Here is a 19,137-nt window from a genome sequence, read left to right as displayed (position 1 = left end):
GCCAGGCCGCGGGTTCTCAGGCCGCCTGTGCCAGCCCGAGGTTGGCGCAGATGCGGCTGACGGCCTCGGCGTGGTTCAGCGTATAGAAATGGACCCCCGGGGCACCGTGCTCGAGCAGGCGGGCCACCAGGCCGGACACCAGGTCGATGCCAAAGGCCCGGATCGAGGCCCTGTCATCACCGAAGTCCTGCAGCCGCAGGCGCATCCAGCGCGGGATTTCTGCGCCGCACATGGTTGAAAAGCGCGCCAGTTGCGTATAGTTGGTGACCGGCATGATGCCCGGGGTGATGGGGATATCGAGCCCGCGGGCCCGCACCCGGTCGACGAAGTCGAAATACGCATCGGCATTGAAGAAGTACTGCGTGATCGCCCCGTCGGCGCCCGCGCGCACCTTGTCGACAAAATGCTGCAGATCCTGCCGGGCGCTGTCGGCCTGCGGATGCATCTCGGGGTACGCGGCCACCTCGATGTGAAAGCGGTCACCGTAGTGCGCCCGAATGAAGCGCACCAGGTCTGCCGCATAGTGCAGCTCACCGGTATCCCCCCCCATGCCTGACGGCAGGTCACCCCGCAGGGCCACGAGCCGCTGCACGCCACGCGCCGCGTAATCATCCAGCAGCACCCGGAGATCGGCCCGGGTGGCCCCCATGCACGACAGGTGCGGGGCGACATCGCCCCCCAGGTTCTGCAGCATCTTCACGGTCTCGACGGTACCGCTGCGGGTGGACCCGCCGGCACCGAAGGTGACGCTCACCCAGGCAGGGCCCAGCGCGGCCAGTTGCTTGGCCGAGCGCACCAGACGCTCTTGCGCGGCGATGTCGCGCGGCGGGAAATACTCGAAGCTGATCGTCGGCGTACTCATGACATGATCAGCAGATTGGCGAGCGCGGTGGACACCAGGCTGTAGATGGCCGCGCCCAGCAGCGCCCACCAGAAGCCATCCACCTGAAAGCCACGCAGGATGGAGCCCGCGAACCAGAACACCAGCGCATTGATCACCAGCAGGAACAGCCCCAGCGTCACCACGGTGAGCGGCAGGGTCAGCAGCACCAGCAGGGGCTTGACCACGGCATTGAGCAGCCCCAGCACCAGCGCGGCGATCAGCGCCGAGCCGAACGAAGAGACCACGATGCCCGGGAGCACCCAGGCCACGATCAGCAGGGCAATGGCATTGAGCAACCAGAGCAGAAAGAGCATGAGGTTTCTCCGAAAGAATCAATAACGATAATGATCGGGCTTGAATGGCCCGGCCACGGGCACGCCGATGTAGTCGGCCTGCTGCTGCGAGAGGTCGGTCAGGCGCACGCCCAGTTTCCCGAGGTGCAGGCGGGCCACTTTCTCATCCAGATGCTTGGGCAGCACATACACCTGGCCCGTGCGGTAATGATCGCCGCGCGTGAACAGTTCGATCTGCGCGATCGTCTGGTTGGTGAAGGACGCCGACATCACGAACGAGGGGTGCCCGGTTGCGCAGCCCAGGTTGACCAGGCGCCCGCGTGCCAGCAGGATCACCCGCTTGCCATCCGGAAAAATGATGTGGTCCACCTGGGGCTTGATTTCTTCCCAGGCAAGGTCTTCGACCGAGGCCACATTGATTTCGCTGTCGAAGTGGCCGATATTGCAGACGATGGCCTGATCCTTCATGCGGTAGAGATGGTCGCGGTCGATCACGTGGTAATTGCCGGTGGCCGTCACGAAAATGTCGGCCTGCTCGACCACCTCGGGGTCATCCAGGCACACCACCCGATACCCTTCCATCGAGGCCTGAAGGGCACAGATGGGGTCGATCTCGGTGACCCACACCTGCGCGCGCAAGGCCGCCAGCGCCTGGGCACACCCCTTGCCGACATCGCCGAAGCCACAGACGATGGCCACCTTGCCGGCCACCATCACGTCCGTGGCCCGCTTGATGCCATCGACCAGTGATTCGCGACAGCCATACAGGTTGTCGAACTTGGACTTGGTGACCGAATCGTTCACGTTGATCGCCGGGATCCTGAGCTCGCCGCGCTGGGACATCTGATACAGGCGGTGCACCCCCGTCGTGGTTTCTTCGGTCACCCCGCGAATGTGCTCGAGGCGGCTGGAATACCAATGGGGGTCCTGGGCCAGGCGCTCACGGATCGCGGCATACAGCACGCGCTCTTCTTCGTTTTCGGGCTGCGCGATGACGCTGGCGTCGGTTTCGGCGCGCGCGCCCAGATGCAGCAGCAGGGTGGCATCGCCCCCGTCATCGAGGATCATGTTGGCCGGCTCACCGGGCCAGTCGAAGATGCGATGGGTGTACTGCCAGTAGTCTTCCAGCGATTCGCCCTTCACGGCAAACACGGGGGTGCCCCCGGCGGCAATGGCCGCCGCGGCATGATCCTGGGTGGAAAAGATGTTGCACGAGGCCCAGCGCACTTCGGCACCCAGTGCTTCGAGCGTTTCGATGAGCACCGCGGTCTGGATGGTCATGTGCAGGCTGCCGGCAATGCGTGCACCCCTGAGCGGCCGGGACGCGGCGTATTCTTCGCGTATGGCCATCAGGCCGGGCATTTCGGTTTCGGCAATGGCGATCTCGCGCCGGCCCCATTCGGCCAGGGCGATATCGGCAATGATGTAGTCGTGTGCAGTCGTCATGGTGATCCTGATGATGCTGCACGGACGAAGGCCGGACACATGCCCACCCCTGCCCGTGCAGGGCTGGGCGCCGTTCGATGAAGAATGCCCCCGAGCCTGACGGCCGCCGTGCCTGCATGACGCAGGTGATCGGGCCGTTGCAGCGCCCCTCGGGGAAAGGTGGGTATTATAGCCGATCAGCCCCGCCGGGCCGTCGCGTACAGCGCGTTGAGCACATGCACCACCGCCCGGGCCACTGGATATCAAGCGGCAGGCAACGTGATGCCCATTCAGGCAGCCGCCTTGAGTACCTGCACCTTGTCGGTGGCTTCCCAGGTGAATTCGGGCTCGGAACGACCGAAGTGCCCATACGCGGCTGACTTGGAATAAATCGGCCGCAGCAGGTCGAGCATGTCGATGATGCCCTTGGGCCGCAGATCGAAGTGCTCGCGCACCAGGCGTGCGATCTGTTCGTCGGGGATCACCCCCGTGCCCTCGGTGTAGACCGTGATGTTGATGGGCTCGGCCACCCCGATGGCGTAGCTGACCTGCACCTGGCACTGGCGCGCCAGACCCGCGGCAACGATGTTCTTGGCCACATAGCGCGCCGCGTAGGCGGCCGAGCGGTCGACCTTGGATGGATCCTTGCCCGAGAATGCACCGCCCCCGTGCGGGCAGGCGCCGCCGTACGTATCCACAATGATCTTGCGGCCCGTCAGGCCGCAGTCGCCCTGCGGCCCGCCGATGACGAATTTTCCGGTGGGATTCACCAGAAAGCGGGTGCGTTCGGTGAGCAGACCCGGCGCAAACACGGGGCGGATGATGTGCTCGATCACGGCCTCGTGGATGTCGGCCTGGGCGATGTCGGGGTGATGCTGCGTGGACACCACCACCGTATCCACTTCGGCCGGCTTGCCGTCGATGTAGCGAAACGTGACCTGCGACTTGGCATCGGGCCGCAGCCAGGGCAACCGGCCGTCCTTGCGCAGTTCGGACTGCCGCTGCATGATGCGATGTGCATACCAGATGGGCGCCGGCATGAGATCCGGGGTTTCGTCGCAGGCATAGCCGAACATCAGCCCCTGGTCACCCGCCCCCTGGTTGAGGATTTCTTCGGGTGTGCGATCGACCCCCTGGGCGATGTCGGGCGACTGCTTGTCATAGGCCACCAGAACCGCGCAGCCCTTGTAGTCGATACCGTAATCGGTGTTGTCGTAGCCGATGCGGCGGATGGTGTCGCGGGCGATCTGGATGTAATCGATGGTCGCCTGGCTGGTGATTTCACCCGCCAGCAGCACCAGGCCGGTATTGCACAGGGTCTCGGCGGCCACGCGCGAGTGTGGGTCCTGGGCGAGCAAGGCATCGAGGATGGCATCGGAAATCTGATCGGCGACCTTGTCCGGGTGGCCTTCGGAAACGGATTCTGAGGTGAAGAGAAAATCGTGTTGTGCCACAGTGCTTTCCTGGCTGGCACCAGCCGCCAGCCGCCAGCCGGTGCGAGGTTGAACGAAAATGCGTTGCACCTCTGCGGTCGGGGCGCGACGCTTTAGCGGATGGAGCCCGCGGGTGAATGCGGGTGATCGCTCCGCAAGTTGTCGGTTAACTCAGCGATCCCGGGCATTTTAAGCGAAAATAAGGGTTTTCCGCATGAAGAACTTCCACCGTCAGGGTCTTTTTCACTGATTCGCTGCGCCCATGTTGCTGTTTTTTGCCCGTCTCATGGCCTGGTTGCCGCTTTCGTGGCTGCAGGCGGCCGGCCGCCTGATCGGTCTGGCCGCCTACCACTACCCCAGCCGCTACCAGCGCCGCCTGCGCCGGCATACACGCTGGGCGGGTTACGGCGACCCCGCCTTCGTGCGCAGGGCAGCCGCCGAAACCGGCGCCATGATGGCCGAGATCCCCAAGGTGTGGTGGCGTACCGAAGAGTGCCTGGCCAGGGTCGTCAGCGACCAGGAGGCCATCGTGCAGGCGGCGCTCGCCGAAGGCCGGGGGGTGCTGTATCTGACCCCGCACCTGGGCTGTTTTGAAATCACTGCACGCCACCTGACCCGCTACGGGCCCATCACGGTCATGTTCCGCCCGGCGCGCCAGGCCATCCTGCAACCGCTGGTCGAGTCCTCGCGCGACATGCACAACCTGCACGCCGTACCGGCCAATCGCCAGGGCGTACGCGAATTCGTGCGCGCCCTGCGCCGGGGCGAAGCCGTGGGCATGCTGCCCGACCAGGTCCCCGGCGAAGGCGAAGGGATCTGGCTGCCATTCTTCGGCGAATACGCGCTGACCATGACGCTCGCCGCCCGGCTTGCACTGCAGACCAAAGTGGCCGTGATCCTGACCGCGGGCGAGCGTTTGCCCCGCGGACGAGGCTGGCGCATCCACTACCTGCGCCTGCCCGAACCACTGCCCGATACGGTCGGGGCCACGGCCATCGCCATCAACCAGGCCATGGAGACCCTGATCCGCCGCTTTCCCGAACAATACCTGTGGGGCTACAACCGCTACAAACAACCCGACGAAGCCCCGCCACACCCCGATGAAATGCAAGCCCCCGGCATGCCACCCGAGGACAGGGTGCTGCCGCCTGCCCAAATGGAACCCCGCCCTGCGCCCGTGACTGACGCCCGCCCCGCACCTGCTGCGCCGGCCTGTGCCGCGCCCCAGGCCCGGCCAACACATCATGAGCACTGAACCGGTGCCTCCGCGGCCCAGGGCTGCGCGCGAAGAAGCCGCGGCACACTCGCCTGCGCGGCCGGGCGATGCCTGTGCACCGCCGGCCGGCGGCGCGCCCTGGCGTGGCGACACGGTGCGGCAACGGCTGCTCGGCCACATCCTGGGCCACTTTGCCCACTGCTCCACGCGCAGCCGTCTGCGCTGGGGTCGCATCCTGGGCTGGCTGGTGCCCCGGCTGCTGCGCTCACGGGCCCACGTGGTCGACGTCAACCTGCAGAAGTGCTTTCCGGATCTCGACCCGGCTGCGCGTCGCGCGCTGGCGGCTCGGCACTACCGGTTGCTCGCACAGTCCTTCGTGGACCGCGGCCTGTGCTGGTACGGCACGCCCGAGCGCATCTGCGCCACCATCAGCCTGCACGGCGAAGCGCACCTGCAGACCCTGCTCGACCAGGGCCGGCGCGTCCTCATGTTCGCCCCGCACTTCATTGCCCTGGATGCCGCCGCCACGCGCCTGACGCTGTTCCTGAAAGAATCCGCCACCCTGTACAGCCGCCAGAGCAACCCGGACGTGGACGAGGTCGTGCGCCGCGGCCGGGGGCGCTTCAACCAGGTGCATCTGGTGCGCCGGCAGGATGGCGTGCGCGGTCTGATCCGCCACCTGCGGCGCGGTACGCCCGTGTATTACCTGCCCGACATGGACTTCGGCCGCCAGGGCAGTGCTTTCGTGCCCTTTTTCGGCGTGCCGGCAGCCACCCTGCTGTCGGCCGCCCAGATCGCGGCGACCTGGGATGCGGTGGTCGTGCCCATCATCAGCCGGCTGGACCCCGACACAGGCCAATACCGGGTCGACATCGGCCCACCGCTCGAGGATTTCCCGGGCGCGGCCGATCCCGAGGCCGCCACGGCCCGCCTGAACGCGCTCATCGAGGCCGAGGTCCGACGTGATCCAGCCCAGTACTATTGGGTGCATCGCCGCTTCAAGACGCGCCCGCCCGGCGAACCCGGCTTTTATTGATCCCGGGCCACTTTGATCCGGGACCACTGGCGGGCTCTGGCTGATGCTGGTCGCGCCGACCCCGCCTCTCCGCCGACCATCCCTGCCCGCGATGCCCGGCCCGGCACCCGCAGGCTGCAGGCGCCCCCCATGGCCGGGCACCCTGCCAGACGTTAAGATAGAGTCATTCTTGATTCACTGCCCCAGACGCCCGACCATGACACCGGACACCTCCCGCGCTCGAGAGATCGCCGAATTTCTCAGCCGGAATCCAGATTTCCTCAGCGAGCATGCCGACGTGTTCGCCACGCTCGAAGTCCCGCACCCGCACAGCCCGGGTGTCATTTCACTGGCCGAACGCCAGATTCTGGCCCTGCGTGCACGCCTGCAGACGCGTGAGGCACACCTCGACCAGTTGCTGCGCCATGCCGACGGCAACCAGCGCATCCACCAGGGGGTCACCGACTGGTGCAGCCATATGCTGGCCGAACCCGATGCGCAGCGTATCCCCGATCTGATCCTCAGCACCCTGTCACGGCAATTCGAACTCGACAGCATCGCCCTGCGGCTATGGGGTCTGGCTGGCCTGCCCGAGGGCGAATATATGCAGGACGTCGCCCAGGAAACCCGCAGCTACGCCGCATCGCTGCACAAGCCGTACTGTGGCCCGGTGACAGCTCAGGATGCGGCCGCATGGCTGGGTGAGGCACCTGCCTCGCTGGCCCTGCTGCCCCTGCGCACCCCGGATGCACAGCAATCCATCGGCCTGCTGGTACTGGGTTCCAACGATGAGCGGCGCTTCACTACCGACATGGGCACCGACTTTCTCGAACAGATCGCGCAACTGGCGGGCGCTGCCCTGAGCCGGCTCGCACCGGATCAGCCCGATGCCATCGCCTGACGCCACCGAAGTCTGGTTGGCTCATCTGGCGCATGAGCAACGCTACTCCAGCCACACCATAGACGCTTATCGCCATGATCTGCAGTTGCTGCAGCGCTGTTGCGCCGGCCAGGCGCTCAAGACCCTCGATGCGCTCGATCTGCGCCAGGCACTCCGACGCCTGCACGGCCAGGGCCACGAACCCCGCAGCCTGGCCCGGGCACTGGCCGCATGGCGCAGCTATTACACCTGGTGCGTGCGCGCAGGTCACCTGAGCGGCAACCCGGCCGTGGGCATACGCGCCCCAAAAGCGCCACGCAACCTGCCCAAGGCCCTGTCGGTCGATCAGGCCCAGGCCCTGCTCGACCGTGCGCAACTGCCACCCGCTGAATCCCCCGTCGAAAAACGCGACATGGCGATGTTCGAAGTGCTGTATTCAGCGGGCCTGCGCCTGGCCGAACTGGTCAGTCTGGACTGGCGGGCCCGGCAAGGCCCGGAATACCGTTCACAGAGCTGGATCGAGCTCGAAGAGGCCCAGGCCATCGTACGCGGCAAGGGCAACAAGACCCGCATCGTCCCCCTCGGGCATCAGGCGCTCGCGGCCCTGCAGGCCTGGCTTCCCGTACGCGCCAGCCTGCTGGCCCCGCAATCCGGCGTGGATGCCAGGGCCGCCCTGTTTCTGGGCGTACGCGGCGCCCGTATCAGCCCGCGCGTCGTGCAGTTGCAATTGCAGGCCCTGGCTCGGCGCACGGGGCTGCCGGTGCACGTGCACCCACACAGCCTGCGGCACAGCTTTGCCAGCCACCTGTTGCAATCATCCCATGATTTGCGCGCCGTGCAGGAACTGCTGGGTCACGCCAATATTTCGACCACGCAGATCTACACCCGGCTCGATTTCCAGCACCTGGCGGCGACGTATGACCAGGCGCATCCGCGCGCCCAGCGGAAAACGGACGCCTGAGCACGCCAGATGATGCCCCAGGCAGAACTTTTGAACGCGCCAGGCAGGTCTCCCAGGCCAGGCCCCTGAGCGCGCCAGACGGGCTTCTCAGGGGGCTTCCCTGGCGGGACCTCCGGATGTGGCCGTGGCGCGGCGGGCGCAGCCCATGACTGGGCGCCGCACTCCTGATCAATGCGCGGTCCCTTCCTGTGTCAGGGCGCGCTCCAGGCCCACGAGCTTGCCCAGAACCCCGACCAGCATGATGGACAGCCCCCCCATCAGCACGGCGATGACCGCAACAACCGGGTCATCAAAGGTACGCATCCTTTGATAGGTCGCAATAGGCAGCGTCATGCTGTCGGGATCTGCAAGAAATACGTTGATCGTGAAGTTGTCCACTGTCTCCACAAGAATGAAGACCAGCGCCGCAATGACACCCGGTTTGAGCTGCGGCAGGACGACTTTGCGGTATTTCCGGAAACCGACAGCCCCCAGATCCTCTGCGGCTTCTTCAAGCTCGGGATTCAGGCCGTTATAGTTGGCCAACAGGGCATTGACGGCCATCGGCAGGCAGAAGATCGACATCGCAATGGTCATCCGAACCAGGCCATCGTTCACGTTCAGATAGCCGAACATCGAAAGCAGCGCGATGCCTGTCACAACCCCCGGCAGCATCAGTGTCGAGCTGAGAATCACCTCGAACAGCTCTGCCTTTGGAATGAGCCTTCGGGCAATGATATGCGCCGTCGCCAGCGAAGAAACCAGACAGATCGGAATGGTGAACACCGTGAGCCACAGGGTGTTCTTGATGGAATTCATGAGAATTGAATTGTCCAGCAGCACCTTGTACCAGCGCAGCGAGAAATTCAAGTCCCATGACCAGTATCGATTCGGCGAAAATGAATACAGGGTGATGATCAGCAACGGCAGAAGCAGAACCACCACCAGCAAGATGGCGAACGCCTCGGTATTGCGCCACCGGATTCTATGGTTGAATAACATATGTCTCATGCCCTGCTTGCCAATGCCCTGTTTGCCAATACCCTGGGCACCACTTTGCCCAGCAGGTATGCAAGTGAAATCGTCAGTATGGACGCGAGCACGAATATGATTGCGACCGCAGCCGCATACGGAATGTCATAATTCAACTCGACCTCCCGATAGACCGCATTGGACAGCAGAACGACCTTGCCGCCGCCCAGCAGAAGGGGCATGACGAAAGTCGACAATGACAGGCTGTAGACAAGTATCCACGCCGAACCGAGCCCGCCCAGGCTTTGTGGGATGATGACCCGGATGAATGTATACAGGCGCCCTGCACCAAGATCCTGGGCTGCCTCCTCATAGATTTCCGGCAGATTCTTCAAGGTGCCGATCAGCACGAACGCACCGTACGGAAAAAGATAATGCAGCAATGCGATGGTCACGCCGGTCGTGTTGTAGATGAGGCTCAAAGGCTGGTCGATCAATCCAAGCTGGAGCATCAGGTCGTTGAATGGCCCCCGCTTTCCCAGCACAATGAGCCAGGAATAGGCCCTGGTAATGGTGCCCGAGAAAAATGTCACCACCAGAACGAACAGGAACAATGATCTGAGCCATTTTCGCCGGATCCGCACGATTGCGTAGCAGAATGGAAAGGCCAGCAAAAGCACCGCTGCCGTAACGAATATGGAATACACAATGGTGTAAACGACCACTCCCTTGAGTATGGCGTCATCTGCAAACCTGGCATAATTCGAAAAATCATATGGCGCACCAAAACTGAGGGTGCCCGGCGCCATCGTCGAGGTACTGCTCACAAATAAAATGACATACGCCAGAGTCAGCAAGCCCATCAGTACACAGCTCGGGGCCAGAAGCGCAATTTTCCTGGAATTCATTTCAATCTGATCACACTTTCGGACGGAATCGTCACAAGCACAGGATGGTCCCTGAATTCGTTGTAATGTTTGCGTTTGGTTCTTGTTTCCAGAAATCCGATTTCAGTCTGAACCCTGAGCAGGACATTCTCCCCTTTCAGGTAGAATTCCGCCACCCGGCCGATCAACTGATTCTCACCAAGGCTTGCGGTCTCTGGCTGACTGCAACCCTCGATCCGGATTTCCTCGCTGCGGATGCCTATGGCAACGGAGCGCCCCGGCGCGTCGTCTTCGCTGGATGGAATCGACAGGCTGGAGGCAGCCATCGTGAACACGGCCCCCGTACCCGAAACGCGGTCTATCCTGCCATTCAGGATGTTTTCCACCTTCATGAAACCGGCCGCATACAGATCGACTGGAAAATCATAAAGACTGGTCGGTATGCCATATTGAACGATTCGCCCATTGCCCATGAGCGCAATGTGGTCGGACAGGATCATGGCTTCATCCTGATCGTGAGTCACGGCAATGGTGGTGACGCCCGTTCTCTTCTGAATGTCCCGCATTTCGAGTTGCATGGTACTGCGCAGGCTTTCATCGAGCGCAGAGAACGGCTCGTCGAGCAGCAGAATATCAGGCTCGATGACCAGCGAACGCGCCAGTGCCACGCGCTGTCTCTGGCCACCCGACAGCTGCTTGGGGTATCTGCCCTTGAGATTCGTGATGTCGACCAACTCCAGCATTTCATGGACCTTGGCGTCAATTTCCCTTCTCGGGAATTTCCTGACCCGCAGGCCGAATGCCACGTTCTCGAACACCGTCAGATTCGGAAACAGGGCATAGCTCTGGAACATCATGGAGGTCGGCCTCTTTTCCGGGGGCAGATTCTCGTATTGCTTCCCATTGATGATGATCTGCCCGCTATCCGGTGCGGTGAACCCCCCTATCATACGGAGCAGAGTTGTCTTGCCTGAGCCGGATGGACCCAGCAAGGTGATGAACGCCCCCCTGTCGATCTTCAAATCCAGCGATTTGATGACCTCAGTCGAACCAAATGATTTTGTGATACCGGAAAGCCTCAGAATGCAATCCGGCTCACCGCCATTGAAATCCCGTGTCATTTGACATCCACCATGATCTGATGCATTGAAATCCGCAGGCATGTGCGGATTTCAACATGACTCCATTATTCGCACTCAGTGACTGAAATGCCCCTGATCGCCTGAAACAGGCTGCGTATTCCGACCAGAATGCTTTGCTCTGAAATATCGAATTTCTCATTGTGGTGGCCGCCGACAACCCCACTGCCTATCAGGGTGTACACGGATTTCCCCCCCAATTCGTTCACCCTGTCCATGAAGAAGGTGGCATCTTCGCTTCCCGAGGCACTCCAGGTGGCGGCGCTGACATTCTCGCGCAAGGGCGTTTTGTCCAGGATAGCCCGGATCCGGTTGGCCAATTCTACGTTCGACTCCACGGCCAGTGCATTGCCAACGCTCACGATTTCAGCTGCGATGCCCGATGCGCCTGCATAACCCTCTATGATTTTCCGGCCGTTTTCGGTCAGGTACTCGAGCACCTCGTTGGTGCTCCCCCTGAATTCGATTTCCATTCGGACGCGGTCGGCAATGATGTTTCTGCCCGACCCACCGGATATCTTGCCGACATTGATCCGGCTCGTCCCCTGGCTGTGTCTGGGCAAGGCATGCAATGCGTTGATGATCTGTGCGGCGGCCAATATGGCATTCCGGCCCTTTTCGGGCGACACACCCGCGTGCGCGGCCCGCCCTCTCAGCTCGATGTCCCACTTGCTGCTGGCCAGAAAACCATTGACCGACGGATAGAACATGCTGGTCTCGGCGCCCAGGCCAATGTGCACGGCAAGAAAGTAATCTGCTTCGTCCACGACACCGGCTTTCATCATGGGCAGCGCGCCGCGACAGCCTTCCTCGGCAGGCTGGAATATGAGCAGGATTTTTCCATTGAGTTCGTGCTGCGCCTGCGTGAGCAGTTTTGCAACGCCCAGGCCAATGGCAACGTGGGCATCGTGACCGCAGGCGTGCATGACGCCGTCATTCCCTGAACGATAGCCTTGCGCTGCCGGGCAGTGCGCGGCATCGGCGGACTCCAGAATGGGCAGGGCATCCATATCGACGCGCAAGGCAATCACCGGACCCTTGCGCCCGGTATCCAGGTAGCCCACGACCCCGGTATGGCCGCCTTTCATCCTCTCGAGCACGTCTTTCGATTCGGGAAATTCCTTCAGGGCCGCATCGAATCTTTGATCCAGCACGTCCTGATCCGGTAATCCATAGATGTATCTGGAATCCATCACATCCTTGCCGAACCGGGTTTCGATCCCCAGGGATTTCAGGTGATTCAGCACCAGCAAGGCCGTGCGAAACTCACTGAACCCCAGTTCGGGATTCATGTGCAAATCACGACGAATCCCGATGATTTCCCTTTCAAAGGCGCTCTCTTTGCTCATTTTCTCCGTCCATTCCGTTGGCATGCGGATTCATTGACAACACATTCAATCGGCGGCACCCCTACTGGGGCCCACTGGTTGGATCAAGCGCCCATTGCACGTATTGTTCCTGTTCCTTCTGGAAACGGTTCCAGATGTCCCGGAGTTCATCGATGGGCCGCTCGCTCCAATCGACCCGCAGGTTGGTGACCGGCCAGCTCATGTCCCTGGAGACCACCAGGCCCGCCGAATGCTCGTCATGGATTTCTCCCCCCCGCGCACAGCCCGCCTGCAGGGCGGATACCAGACGCTCCTCGAGGCATTCATCGGCACGCTCGGCGAAGGTGTCCAGCATGGCGTCGATCACCTCGGTGGAACTCAGCAAGTTCCCGAGCGCAAGGCAATCCTCTCCGATTTTGCCTGCTTTGCCATCGAAAGCCTGCTCACCGGTATGGACAGCCTTGCCGCCATGCAGATCCATGACGCCTATTTGCCTGTATTCCGGGCGATTGGTGTTCCTGATCAACTCTTCGATGATGCTGCCGGGTATTTTTCCGTGCCTCAGCAAGCGCTGGCCAAGTACGCCCAGGTTCGGATCAGTGATGTTCTGTGTGACCACGGCGCCCAGAGGGCTCACCCATGCACACCGGCTGGCCACCGCGATGGAAGACGAACTGATTGCCACGCCAAAGGCTTTGGTTCTTTTGCAGAATCCAGCAATGGAAAATGTCACTCTATACCCCTTATAGTCAATCGCCGCCCCCTTGGGGGACGACGACGTTGCCACCAGCGATCCCGGCAAGATCCACGGGGATCTCAGCCTTTTTCAGGATTGCTGTATTTCCAGTAATTACCCCTGTACCATATGGTCTTGGCAATGAATGCAGCGTCATTCCATTCGCCCCACAGGAAACTTGAAGAGCGGTTGATCTGCCAGGGCAGGCCCAGGAAGTACAAACCCGCCTGGGGTGAGATGCCGTACGTATGGATGGGCGAGCCATCATCTTTCAGGGCCTCATCGACATCGATCCAGTCATACTTGAGCTGGAAGCCATGCGACCAGATGATGTTCCTGATATTGTCGTCCTTGAGGTTCAGGCGTCGTATCGGATACATCTCGTCGTTGGTGATGGGCGGCACATACCAGGCATCTGGATCATCAGGCAGATCGAGCCCATTGCGCATGATGTATTCATCCGCCAGTTTCAGGCTTTCGAGGTACTTCAGGTTGCTGTAGTCTATCGAGCCCTTCAGGGTATTGCGAAATACCACATTGCCATTCTCGAAGCCACTCGTTTGCCCTACGAGCCGCATGCCCATGGCATTCAACTTTCGATAATCGATCGTCTGGCTGATATGGGCGCCACTGACTGCAATCGTGGTATGCGTCTGGCCTTCGATGGGGGTCGCATCCCACATCCCCAGAACGGATGACCACCAGGCGAAATCCATGCCCCGATACGAGCGCGGCGGGCGCATGTTCTGGCCCAGCGACAAGTACACCGTTCGGCCACTGACCATCAGTTCAACAGCGATCTGGGTACCCGACGAGCCCGAGCCGACGACCAGGGTCGCCCCCGGATTCAACTGGTCGGGATTCCTGTACTCGCACGAATGGAGTTGCAGGATATCCTTCGATTTCGGTATCAAGGTAGACTGCCGTGGCGTCCTCATCGTGCCTGAGGCGGCGATGATGTTCCTGCAGGTGATTGTCCCCTCGCTGGTTTCAACACTGAAACCTCTTTTGCCGACCAGCCGCTGCACCCGCCGGACCTGTATCCCCGTACGCACGGGTGCGGCGATGTTCTTCGCATACAGCTCAAGATAGGCCACCAGCTGTTTTGCGGTCGCGAAATCCTGTGCGCCGACGCCCGGGATTTCGAGGGTGGGCAGGCGATCGTGCCATGCCGGTCCGTTTGAAACGAGCGAATCCCATCGATCATTGCGCCAGCTTTCACCGATGCTGTGCTGTTCGAGAATCACGTGCGGGCAGCCATACCGCGTCAGATGCTCACTCGCAGACAAACCGGCCTGACCGGCCCCAACGACCACTGTATCAATATGTTTTTCCAACATGGCGGTTCCGTTATCCATAGGACCTATTTGCAAAACTCTTCGGCGCTCAACGCAATCACCTTGGCCACCTCGACCATCTCATCGATGGCGACATAGGCGCCTTCGGGCCCGCTCAGATTGATTCCGGTCGTTGGTCCGTAATTGATGCTGGGTATGCCGGCAGCCCACAACGAGGAGCTGTCGCATGCCGAATAGGAGAGGGGCAGTACGGCGCCCACGTTATTGGGTTTCTTGCCGGCAACCACCTCGTAGTTTTCAGCCACGATCCGGACGATGTCGGAGTCGACTGGGACATCCACCGATTCCATCACGATGGTTCTTCTGCCCTTGATGATCTCGGGCGGTGGCAGGGTGATGGCATAGTCCAGCTCCGGATCCGCCTCTTTCAGCGGCGCCAGATGCCGTTCGATGTCGTCGATGATGGCGTCCGCAGTCTGGCCGGGCAAAAAGTGCACATCCAGGACTATGGTGCATATGTCCGGCACATAGGGCGCTTCGGCCAGGCTGTAGCTTTCGCCGCGCCCGCCAATGATTGAACCCACATTGTGCAGTGGCAGTTTGGGCAGCTGCGGATTGGCTTCAATGGAAAATTTCAGCGTTTCAAGGCGCTTGACGAGACCCGCCATCTTGTTGATCGCATGGATGGTGTTTTCCATCCGGCTGATGTGCCCTGAATACCCCTTGACCGTGATGCCCAGGTGGATGATTCCCGCATGCATCGTACAGATGTTCCCCGGCCCGAAAGGCTCCGTCAGGATGGCCGCGTCCGTCCTTAGCCCGCTTTCCATCAAATAGGACGTACCGACGCCCCCTTGCGTCTCGCCCGCAACACAGGCAACGACGATATCCCCGGAGAGTTTCCTGCCGGCCTTGCGAAAGGCTTCGGCGGCCATGATCATGGTGGCCAGCCCGCCTTTCATGTTCTGCAGCCCGTGCCCATAGAGTTTGCCATCATCTTCCCAGGGCTCCCAGGGGTTCCTGTCCCACCCAGTGGTGAGCGAATTGATGTCGATATGACCGTTGAGCATGAGGCTGCGGCCATTGCCGGTTCCTTTCAGGCGCGCAATGGTTTGATATCGTCCTGGCTCCACTTCCTGGAGCTCGACTTCATAGCCCCGTTCCCTGAACCAGCTCTCCAGAAACCGGGCGATGGGTGTTTCCTCTTCCTTGAAACTGGGTATCCGCGCCAGTTCCTTGGCAAACTCCACGATCTCGCGTTCGTCGATGTAGTCTGTGATGTTGCTCTTCATTTCACGCAGCTCTCGTTTGTCTGTCATTCATTGTCTTTCTCCGTCTGTCGGCCATACTGAATCGGGATATGTCCTTCGACATATCCCGACCAGACCCATTATTTGGCTATTTCGCTATGGAAGCGCCGCGACCATTCATCGGCATGTTCGTTCAGGATGACTTCGTCGATGGAAATCAACTGATCCTCGGCCGGCATCAAGCCCGATATTTCTTCGGGTGCCTGCGCCTTCCGGTTGACAGGTACCGAGAAATGGCCTGCAGCGAGCTTTTCCTGAGCATCCTTGTTCAACACGTAGTCGATGAACTTCGTTGCGGAATCCTTCTTCGGCGTGTTCACCAGCATCATGACGTCGTAGGTGATTGGCGTCGGCGCAGGAATGACCATTTGCAGATTGTCGACGTCTTCGGCCAGGGCTTCCTTGAAGACCGGCGTCGCTACCAGAATATCCACCTCGCCTGTGGCAATCGCCTTTCTCGCATCGGAATCCGACGGGAACCAGACCGAAACATTCGGCGCAAGGCGCTTGAGCGCGTCAAAGCCGGGATCGATGTTTGTGATATCGCCACCATTCAATACAGACGCCAATACCAGCAGGCGCCCCTGATACATTTCGAACGCCGGAGCCGCAATATTGTTCTTGTAGCCTTCATTCCAGAGATCTTCCCACTTCGTGATCGGTGCATCAACGGCGTCTCCGCGGTAGACCACATTCAGCGGGTAATAGTACGCACCGACCCAGTTCTCGCTGATACCTGAACTTATTATGTCGTCCTTGTTGGTCAGCGCATCGAGATCTATTTTTGCGAACAGTTCCGTGTCATTCTGCGCTCTGGCTGCAACCGATGAGGTCGTGAACCATACATCGACGTTGGGATTGGCGCGATTCTGCGATATCTGTACCAAACCTTCCGTGGACGAAGTCTGCGGAATCGGGTTGACCTTGATTCCAGTTTCTTTCGTAAAGGCGTCAGCAATCTCCTGCAGCCCCTGCTCCCAGGTAATCCCCCAGGCCTTCACATTGATGGTTTCTGCCGATGCGTTGGACACCAGCAAGGCCGCTGCACACAGCCCAACCAAGCTCATTTTCATGTGTTCCCTCATACAGATGATTGATCAAGATAATGGAATGCAATTCATGTATTTTTTGCTCATGACCCTCCATGATTCACGACAGTGCCGCATCGGCAGACAGATCGAGACGAGATGGTCCAGACGCATTCGGTTGGCGATGATCATGGGCCGCCAGGACCAAACGGCCAGGACAGCAGGCCCCCCGCAGGCCAGCGCGATCTTTGCCTGTCGTTCCGATATTGGATTTTCTCCATGTACCCGATCACCTGCCTTCGGGCGCACTGGAGAATCGTGTTTGGGATATGCCCGGGGAATCGCCCACCAGGGGCCGTTCCCGGCATGTCTTTGATTGCCTGAACCCCACTATGCCCTGCAGCCTGCATCGGCTGCCGACGGGGGTTCCCGCCACCGCTCTTGAAGCGGCATTTTTCCGGATGACCAGGAATTCAACCTCTGATGACCTGGACATCATGCAAACCAATGCTTTTGACATGGATTTTCGGATTCTGCTCCGGCTTGTACAACGGAGCAATATACTTGATACAAATCAAATTTAACAGTAAGGATAAACCCTAGTATCCGGCCAGCAGCACACAGGCCCCGGCCAGGGCCAGCCAGGGGCCAAAGACCAGCGCCTGATCCGCCTGCAGGCGCCTGCGCCAGGCCAGCCAGGCCGCCATCACCAGCCCGCAGAGCGAAGCCAGCAGGAGCACCATGGGCAGAGCCTGCCAGCCCAGCCAGGCACCAAGCGCCGCGAGCATTTTGAAGTCACCCTGGCCCATGCCCTCACGCCGGCGCAGCAGCGCATAGCCATGTGCAATCAGCCATGGAATGCCATAGCCGGCCACGGCCCCGAGCAGGGCCTCGGTCAGGGGCGCAAACGTACCATCGAGGTTGACCAGCAGGCCAAGCCAGAGCAGAGGCTGGGTCAGGCCGTCCGGCAACAGGCCGGTGCGCGCGTCGACCCAGGCCAGCATCCACAAGGCCAGCAAGAAAATGACCGCGGCAAGCGCGGCCCAGTTGGCCCCGAACCGCAAGGCGCATCCCAGGGTCAGCAACAGGCTGCCGGCCCACCAGAGGCCGCGAGCCCGCTTGCGTTGCAAGGGTGCCACGGGCCACAGGGGGGCAATGAGGGCCGGTGCCGGGTCCGCCTCCGGTGGCCAGGCCAGCGCCTGCAGCAGCCGGGCAGACCACAGCGGCAGCGCCGCCCCCAGCAACGCGCCCAGCAGCAGGCAGGCTGCCATCCCGAACCATACGGACGTTGGCCACGGGGCCCAGAGCGTTGCAGTCATTGGAGGCGTCTATCAGTATGTTCTGGAACGGCGGCGCGACTGCACACGCTGCTGCAGCGCGATCAGACCCGGCACGGGCGCCGCGCCGCTGGCCAGGATGCAGGTACAGGGCACCGCGCCGCCACCATGGCCACTGTAGCGTTCGTTCAGCGGCCGCACAATGCAGCCATGTGTCAGATCTGCGACGCGGCATCCGCCCCAGCGCCCAGCACCCGCAGCAGTTGCCCTGCATTGTGCTCGAGCATGCCCAGATACGTACCGGCTGGCTGGCCTGGCCTGTCCAGCGTGTCGGCAAAAAGCGGTCCGGCCAGGGGCACACCGGTTTCGCGGGACACCTGCTCGAGCGCCTGCGAGGGGCTGCCTTGCTCGAGAAACAGGGCCCGCACGGGCTGGGACCGCAGCGTACGGATCCAGGCGGCCATGACGCGCGCCGAGGGTTCGGCATGGCCGCCTGCATCGCGCAAGGGCAGAATGCGCAGGCCCCAGGCCTGGGCCAGATAGCCGAATGCATCATGCGCGGTGGCCAGCACACGGTCTTCGGGCGGCACCTGGGCCAATTGCCCGCGCCAGCGCGCATCGGCTGCAAGCAATCGGGCGGACAGCCGCTCGGCGCGCGCCTGATACTGTGCGGCATGGGCTGGATCCGCCTGCGCCAGACCCGCCGCAATCTGGCCGAGATAGTGCGCGCCCAGCGCGGGATCCTGCCAGGCATGCGGATCCGGTAGCGCCTGTCCCGGCATGAGACGTGGCGTCACCCCCTGGGTCGCAACCACCTCCAGCCCGGCAAAACCCGACGCTGCGCGCAGGGCCGGCAACCAGCCTTCGAGGTTCAGGCCGTTGCTCACCAGCACCTGTGCACGACCCAGCGCCTGTAGATCACCCGGGGTGGGTTCATGGTCATGTACCTCGGCCAGCGGGCCCACGATCACGTGCACATCCACCCATTTGCCACCGACTTCGCGCACCATGTCGCCCAGAATCGAGAAAGTGGCGACCACGGGCACCGGGCCCGCGGCCGCACGCACCGGCATGGGT

17 protein-coding genes, 1 pseudogene and 1 riboswitch are annotated in these 19,137 nt (G+C 61.5%); of the genes and pseudogenes, 4 read left to right on the top strand and 14 right to left on the bottom strand.

Annotated elements, in window-relative coordinates:
• Window positions 1-16: 16 nt before the first annotated feature.
• From metF to metK, 4 genes are all read right to left on the bottom strand, one after another.
• Window positions 17-862, bottom strand: a complete 846-nt coding sequence (gene metF / locus WCY17_RS09850) for a methylenetetrahydrofolate reductase [NAD(P)H] (protein ID WP_372702006.1) — start codon at window positions 860-862, stop codon at window positions 17-19.
• Window positions 859-1,197, bottom strand: a complete 339-nt coding sequence (locus tag WCY17_RS09845; protein WP_372702005.1) for a phage holin family protein — start codon at window positions 1,195-1,197, stop codon at window positions 859-861. Before WCY17_RS09845 ends, metF begins: the two co-directional genes overlap by 4 nt.
• An 18-nt stretch (window positions 1,198-1,215) precedes the next feature.
• On the bottom strand, window positions 1,216-2,622 hold the full coding sequence (gene ahcY / locus WCY17_RS09840) for an adenosylhomocysteinase (protein ID WP_372702004.1): 1,407 nt from the start codon (window positions 2,620-2,622) through the stop codon (window positions 1,216-1,218).
• Between the two features lie 58 nt (window positions 2,623-2,680).
• Window positions 2,681-2,779: riboswitch (S-adenosyl-L-homocysteine riboswitch) on the bottom strand.
• Between the two features lie 112 nt (window positions 2,780-2,891).
• Window positions 2,892-4,055: a methionine adenosyltransferase gene (gene metK, locus WCY17_RS09835; RefSeq protein ID WP_372702003.1), complete on the bottom strand. Its 1,164-nt coding sequence runs from the start codon at window positions 4,053-4,055 to the stop codon at window positions 2,892-2,894.
• Window positions 4,056-4,296: 241 nt separating this feature from the next.
• On the opposite strand from metK, the gene WCY17_RS09830 reads away from it, so the two are divergent.
• From WCY17_RS09830 to xerC, 4 genes are all read left to right on the top strand, one after another.
• Window positions 4,297-5,289 (top strand): lysophospholipid acyltransferase family protein, encoded by a 993-nt coding sequence (locus WCY17_RS09830; RefSeq protein WP_372702002.1) that lies wholly within the window; start codon window positions 4,297-4,299, stop codon window positions 5,287-5,289.
• The gene (locus WCY17_RS09825) at window positions 5,279-6,286 is read left to right on the top strand and encodes a lysophospholipid acyltransferase family protein (RefSeq protein ID WP_372702001.1); all 1,008 of its coding nucleotides are present in this window, start codon (window positions 5,279-5,281) and stop codon (window positions 6,284-6,286) included. The genes WCY17_RS09830 and WCY17_RS09825 overlap by 11 nt, the downstream gene beginning before the upstream one ends.
• 196 nt (window positions 6,287-6,482) lie before the next feature.
• A complete protein-coding gene (locus WCY17_RS09820) occupies window positions 6,483-7,166 on the top strand; it encodes a DUF484 family protein (RefSeq protein ID WP_372702000.1) in 684 nt (227 codons plus the stop codon).
• Window positions 7,153-8,106: a tyrosine recombinase XerC gene (gene xerC, locus WCY17_RS09815; protein ID WP_372701999.1), complete on the top strand. Its 954-nt coding sequence runs from the start codon at window positions 7,153-7,155 to the stop codon at window positions 8,104-8,106. The genes WCY17_RS09820 and xerC overlap by 14 nt, the downstream gene beginning before the upstream one ends.
• Window positions 8,107-8,274: 168 nt before the next feature.
• Here xerC and WCY17_RS09810 read toward each other — a convergent pair whose 3' ends face one another.
• From WCY17_RS09810 to WCY17_RS09765, 10 genes and pseudogenes are all read right to left on the bottom strand, one after another.
• A complete protein-coding gene (locus WCY17_RS09810) occupies window positions 8,275-8,928 on the bottom strand; it encodes an ABC transporter permease (protein WP_372701998.1) in 654 nt (217 codons plus the stop codon).
• 164 nt (window positions 8,929-9,092) lie between these two features.
• Window positions 9,093-9,965 (bottom strand): ABC transporter permease, encoded by an 873-nt coding sequence (locus WCY17_RS09805; protein ID WP_372701997.1) that lies wholly within the window; start codon window positions 9,963-9,965, stop codon window positions 9,093-9,095.
• Entirely contained in the window at window positions 9,962-11,107 is a 1,146-nt protein-coding gene (locus tag WCY17_RS09800) for an ABC transporter ATP-binding protein (RefSeq protein ID WP_372701996.1), read from the bottom strand. The genes WCY17_RS09805 and WCY17_RS09800 overlap by 4 nt, the downstream gene beginning before the upstream one ends.
• Before the next feature lie 23 nt (window positions 11,108-11,130).
• Entirely contained in the window at window positions 11,131-12,432 is a 1,302-nt protein-coding gene (locus tag WCY17_RS09795; RefSeq protein ID WP_372701995.1) for an amidohydrolase, read from the bottom strand.
• Between the two features lie 61 nt (window positions 12,433-12,493).
• Entirely contained in the window at window positions 12,494-13,144 is a 651-nt protein-coding gene (locus WCY17_RS09790; protein ID WP_372701994.1) for a DUF1028 domain-containing protein, read from the bottom strand.
• An 83-nt stretch (window positions 13,145-13,227) separates the two neighbouring features.
• Entirely contained in the window at window positions 13,228-14,487 is a 1,260-nt protein-coding gene (locus WCY17_RS09785; RefSeq protein WP_372701993.1) for a flavin-containing monooxygenase, read from the bottom strand.
• A 23-nt stretch (window positions 14,488-14,510) separates the two neighbouring features.
• The gene (locus WCY17_RS09780) at window positions 14,511-15,764 is read right to left on the bottom strand and encodes a M20 family metallopeptidase (protein WP_372701992.1); all 1,254 of its coding nucleotides are present in this window, start codon (window positions 15,762-15,764) and stop codon (window positions 14,511-14,513) included.
• A gap of 71 nt (window positions 15,765-15,835) precedes the next feature.
• Window positions 15,836-16,828, bottom strand: a complete 993-nt coding sequence (locus WCY17_RS09775; protein WP_372701991.1) for an extracellular solute-binding protein — start codon at window positions 16,826-16,828, stop codon at window positions 15,836-15,838.
• A gap of 554 nt (window positions 16,829-17,382) precedes the next feature.
• A complete protein-coding gene (locus tag WCY17_RS09770) occupies window positions 17,383-18,102 on the bottom strand; it encodes an A24 family peptidase (RefSeq protein WP_372701990.1) in 720 nt (239 codons plus the stop codon).
• 173 nt (window positions 18,103-18,275) lie between these two features.
• Window positions 18,276-19,088: pseudogene (locus tag WCY17_RS09765) on the bottom strand (metal ABC transporter solute-binding protein, Zn/Mn family); the annotation flags it as partial.
• Between the last annotated feature and the right edge of the window lie 49 nt (window positions 19,089-19,137).

It is taken from the genome of Castellaniella sp. (assembly GCF_041677825.1).
In the GTDB taxonomy this organism is placed as follows: Bacteria; Pseudomonadota; Gammaproteobacteria; order Burkholderiales; family Burkholderiaceae_B; genus Castellaniella.
This window is presented reverse-complemented; position numbering and strand designations above follow the sequence as displayed.

What these genes read in the sequence shown, in the direction of transcription:
- metF (WP_372702006.1), bottom strand. Translation starts at nt 862, where the DNA reads ATGAGTACGCCGACGATCAGCTTCGAGTATTTCCCGCCGCGCGACATC.
- WCY17_RS09845 (WP_372702005.1), bottom strand. Translation starts at nt 1,197, where the DNA reads ATGCTCTTTCTGCTCTGGTTGCTCAATGCCATTGCCCTGCTGATCGTG.
- ahcY (WP_372702004.1), bottom strand. Translation starts at nt 2,622, where the DNA reads ATGACGACTGCACACGACTACATCATTGCCGATATCGCCCTGGCCGAA.
- WCY17_RS09830 (WP_372702002.1), top strand. Translation starts at nt 4,297, where the DNA reads ATGTTGCTGTTTTTTGCCCGTCTCATGGCCTGGTTGCCGCTTTCGTGG.
- WCY17_RS09825 (WP_372702001.1), top strand. Translation starts at nt 5,279, where the DNA reads ATGAGCACTGAACCGGTGCCTCCGCGGCCCAGGGCTGCGCGCGAAGAA.
- WCY17_RS09820 (WP_372702000.1), top strand. Translation starts at nt 6,483, where the DNA reads ATGACACCGGACACCTCCCGCGCTCGAGAGATCGCCGAATTTCTCAGC.
- xerC (WP_372701999.1), top strand. Translation starts at nt 7,153, where the DNA reads ATGCCATCGCCTGACGCCACCGAAGTCTGGTTGGCTCATCTGGCGCAT.
- WCY17_RS09805 (WP_372701997.1), bottom strand. Translation starts at nt 9,965, where the DNA reads ATGAATTCCAGGAAAATTGCGCTTCTGGCCCCGAGCTGTGTACTGATG.
- WCY17_RS09800 (WP_372701996.1), bottom strand. Translation starts at nt 11,107, where the DNA reads ATGCCTGCGGATTTCAATGCATCAGATCATGGTGGATGTCAAATGACA.
- WCY17_RS09795 (WP_372701995.1), bottom strand. Translation starts at nt 12,432, where the DNA reads ATGAGCAAAGAGAGCGCCTTTGAAAGGGAAATCATCGGGATTCGTCGT.
- WCY17_RS09785 (WP_372701993.1), bottom strand. Translation starts at nt 14,487, where the DNA reads ATGTTGGAAAAACATATTGATACAGTGGTCGTTGGGGCCGGTCAGGCC.
- WCY17_RS09780 (WP_372701992.1), bottom strand. Translation starts at nt 15,764, where the DNA reads ATGACAGACAAACGAGAGCTGCGTGAAATGAAGAGCAACATCACAGAC.
- WCY17_RS09775 (WP_372701991.1), bottom strand. Translation starts at nt 16,828, where the DNA reads ATGAAAATGAGCTTGGTTGGGCTGTGTGCAGCGGCCTTGCTGGTGTCC.
- WCY17_RS09770 (WP_372701990.1), bottom strand. Translation starts at nt 18,102, where the DNA reads ATGACTGCAACGCTCTGGGCCCCGTGGCCAACGTCCGTATGGTTCGGG.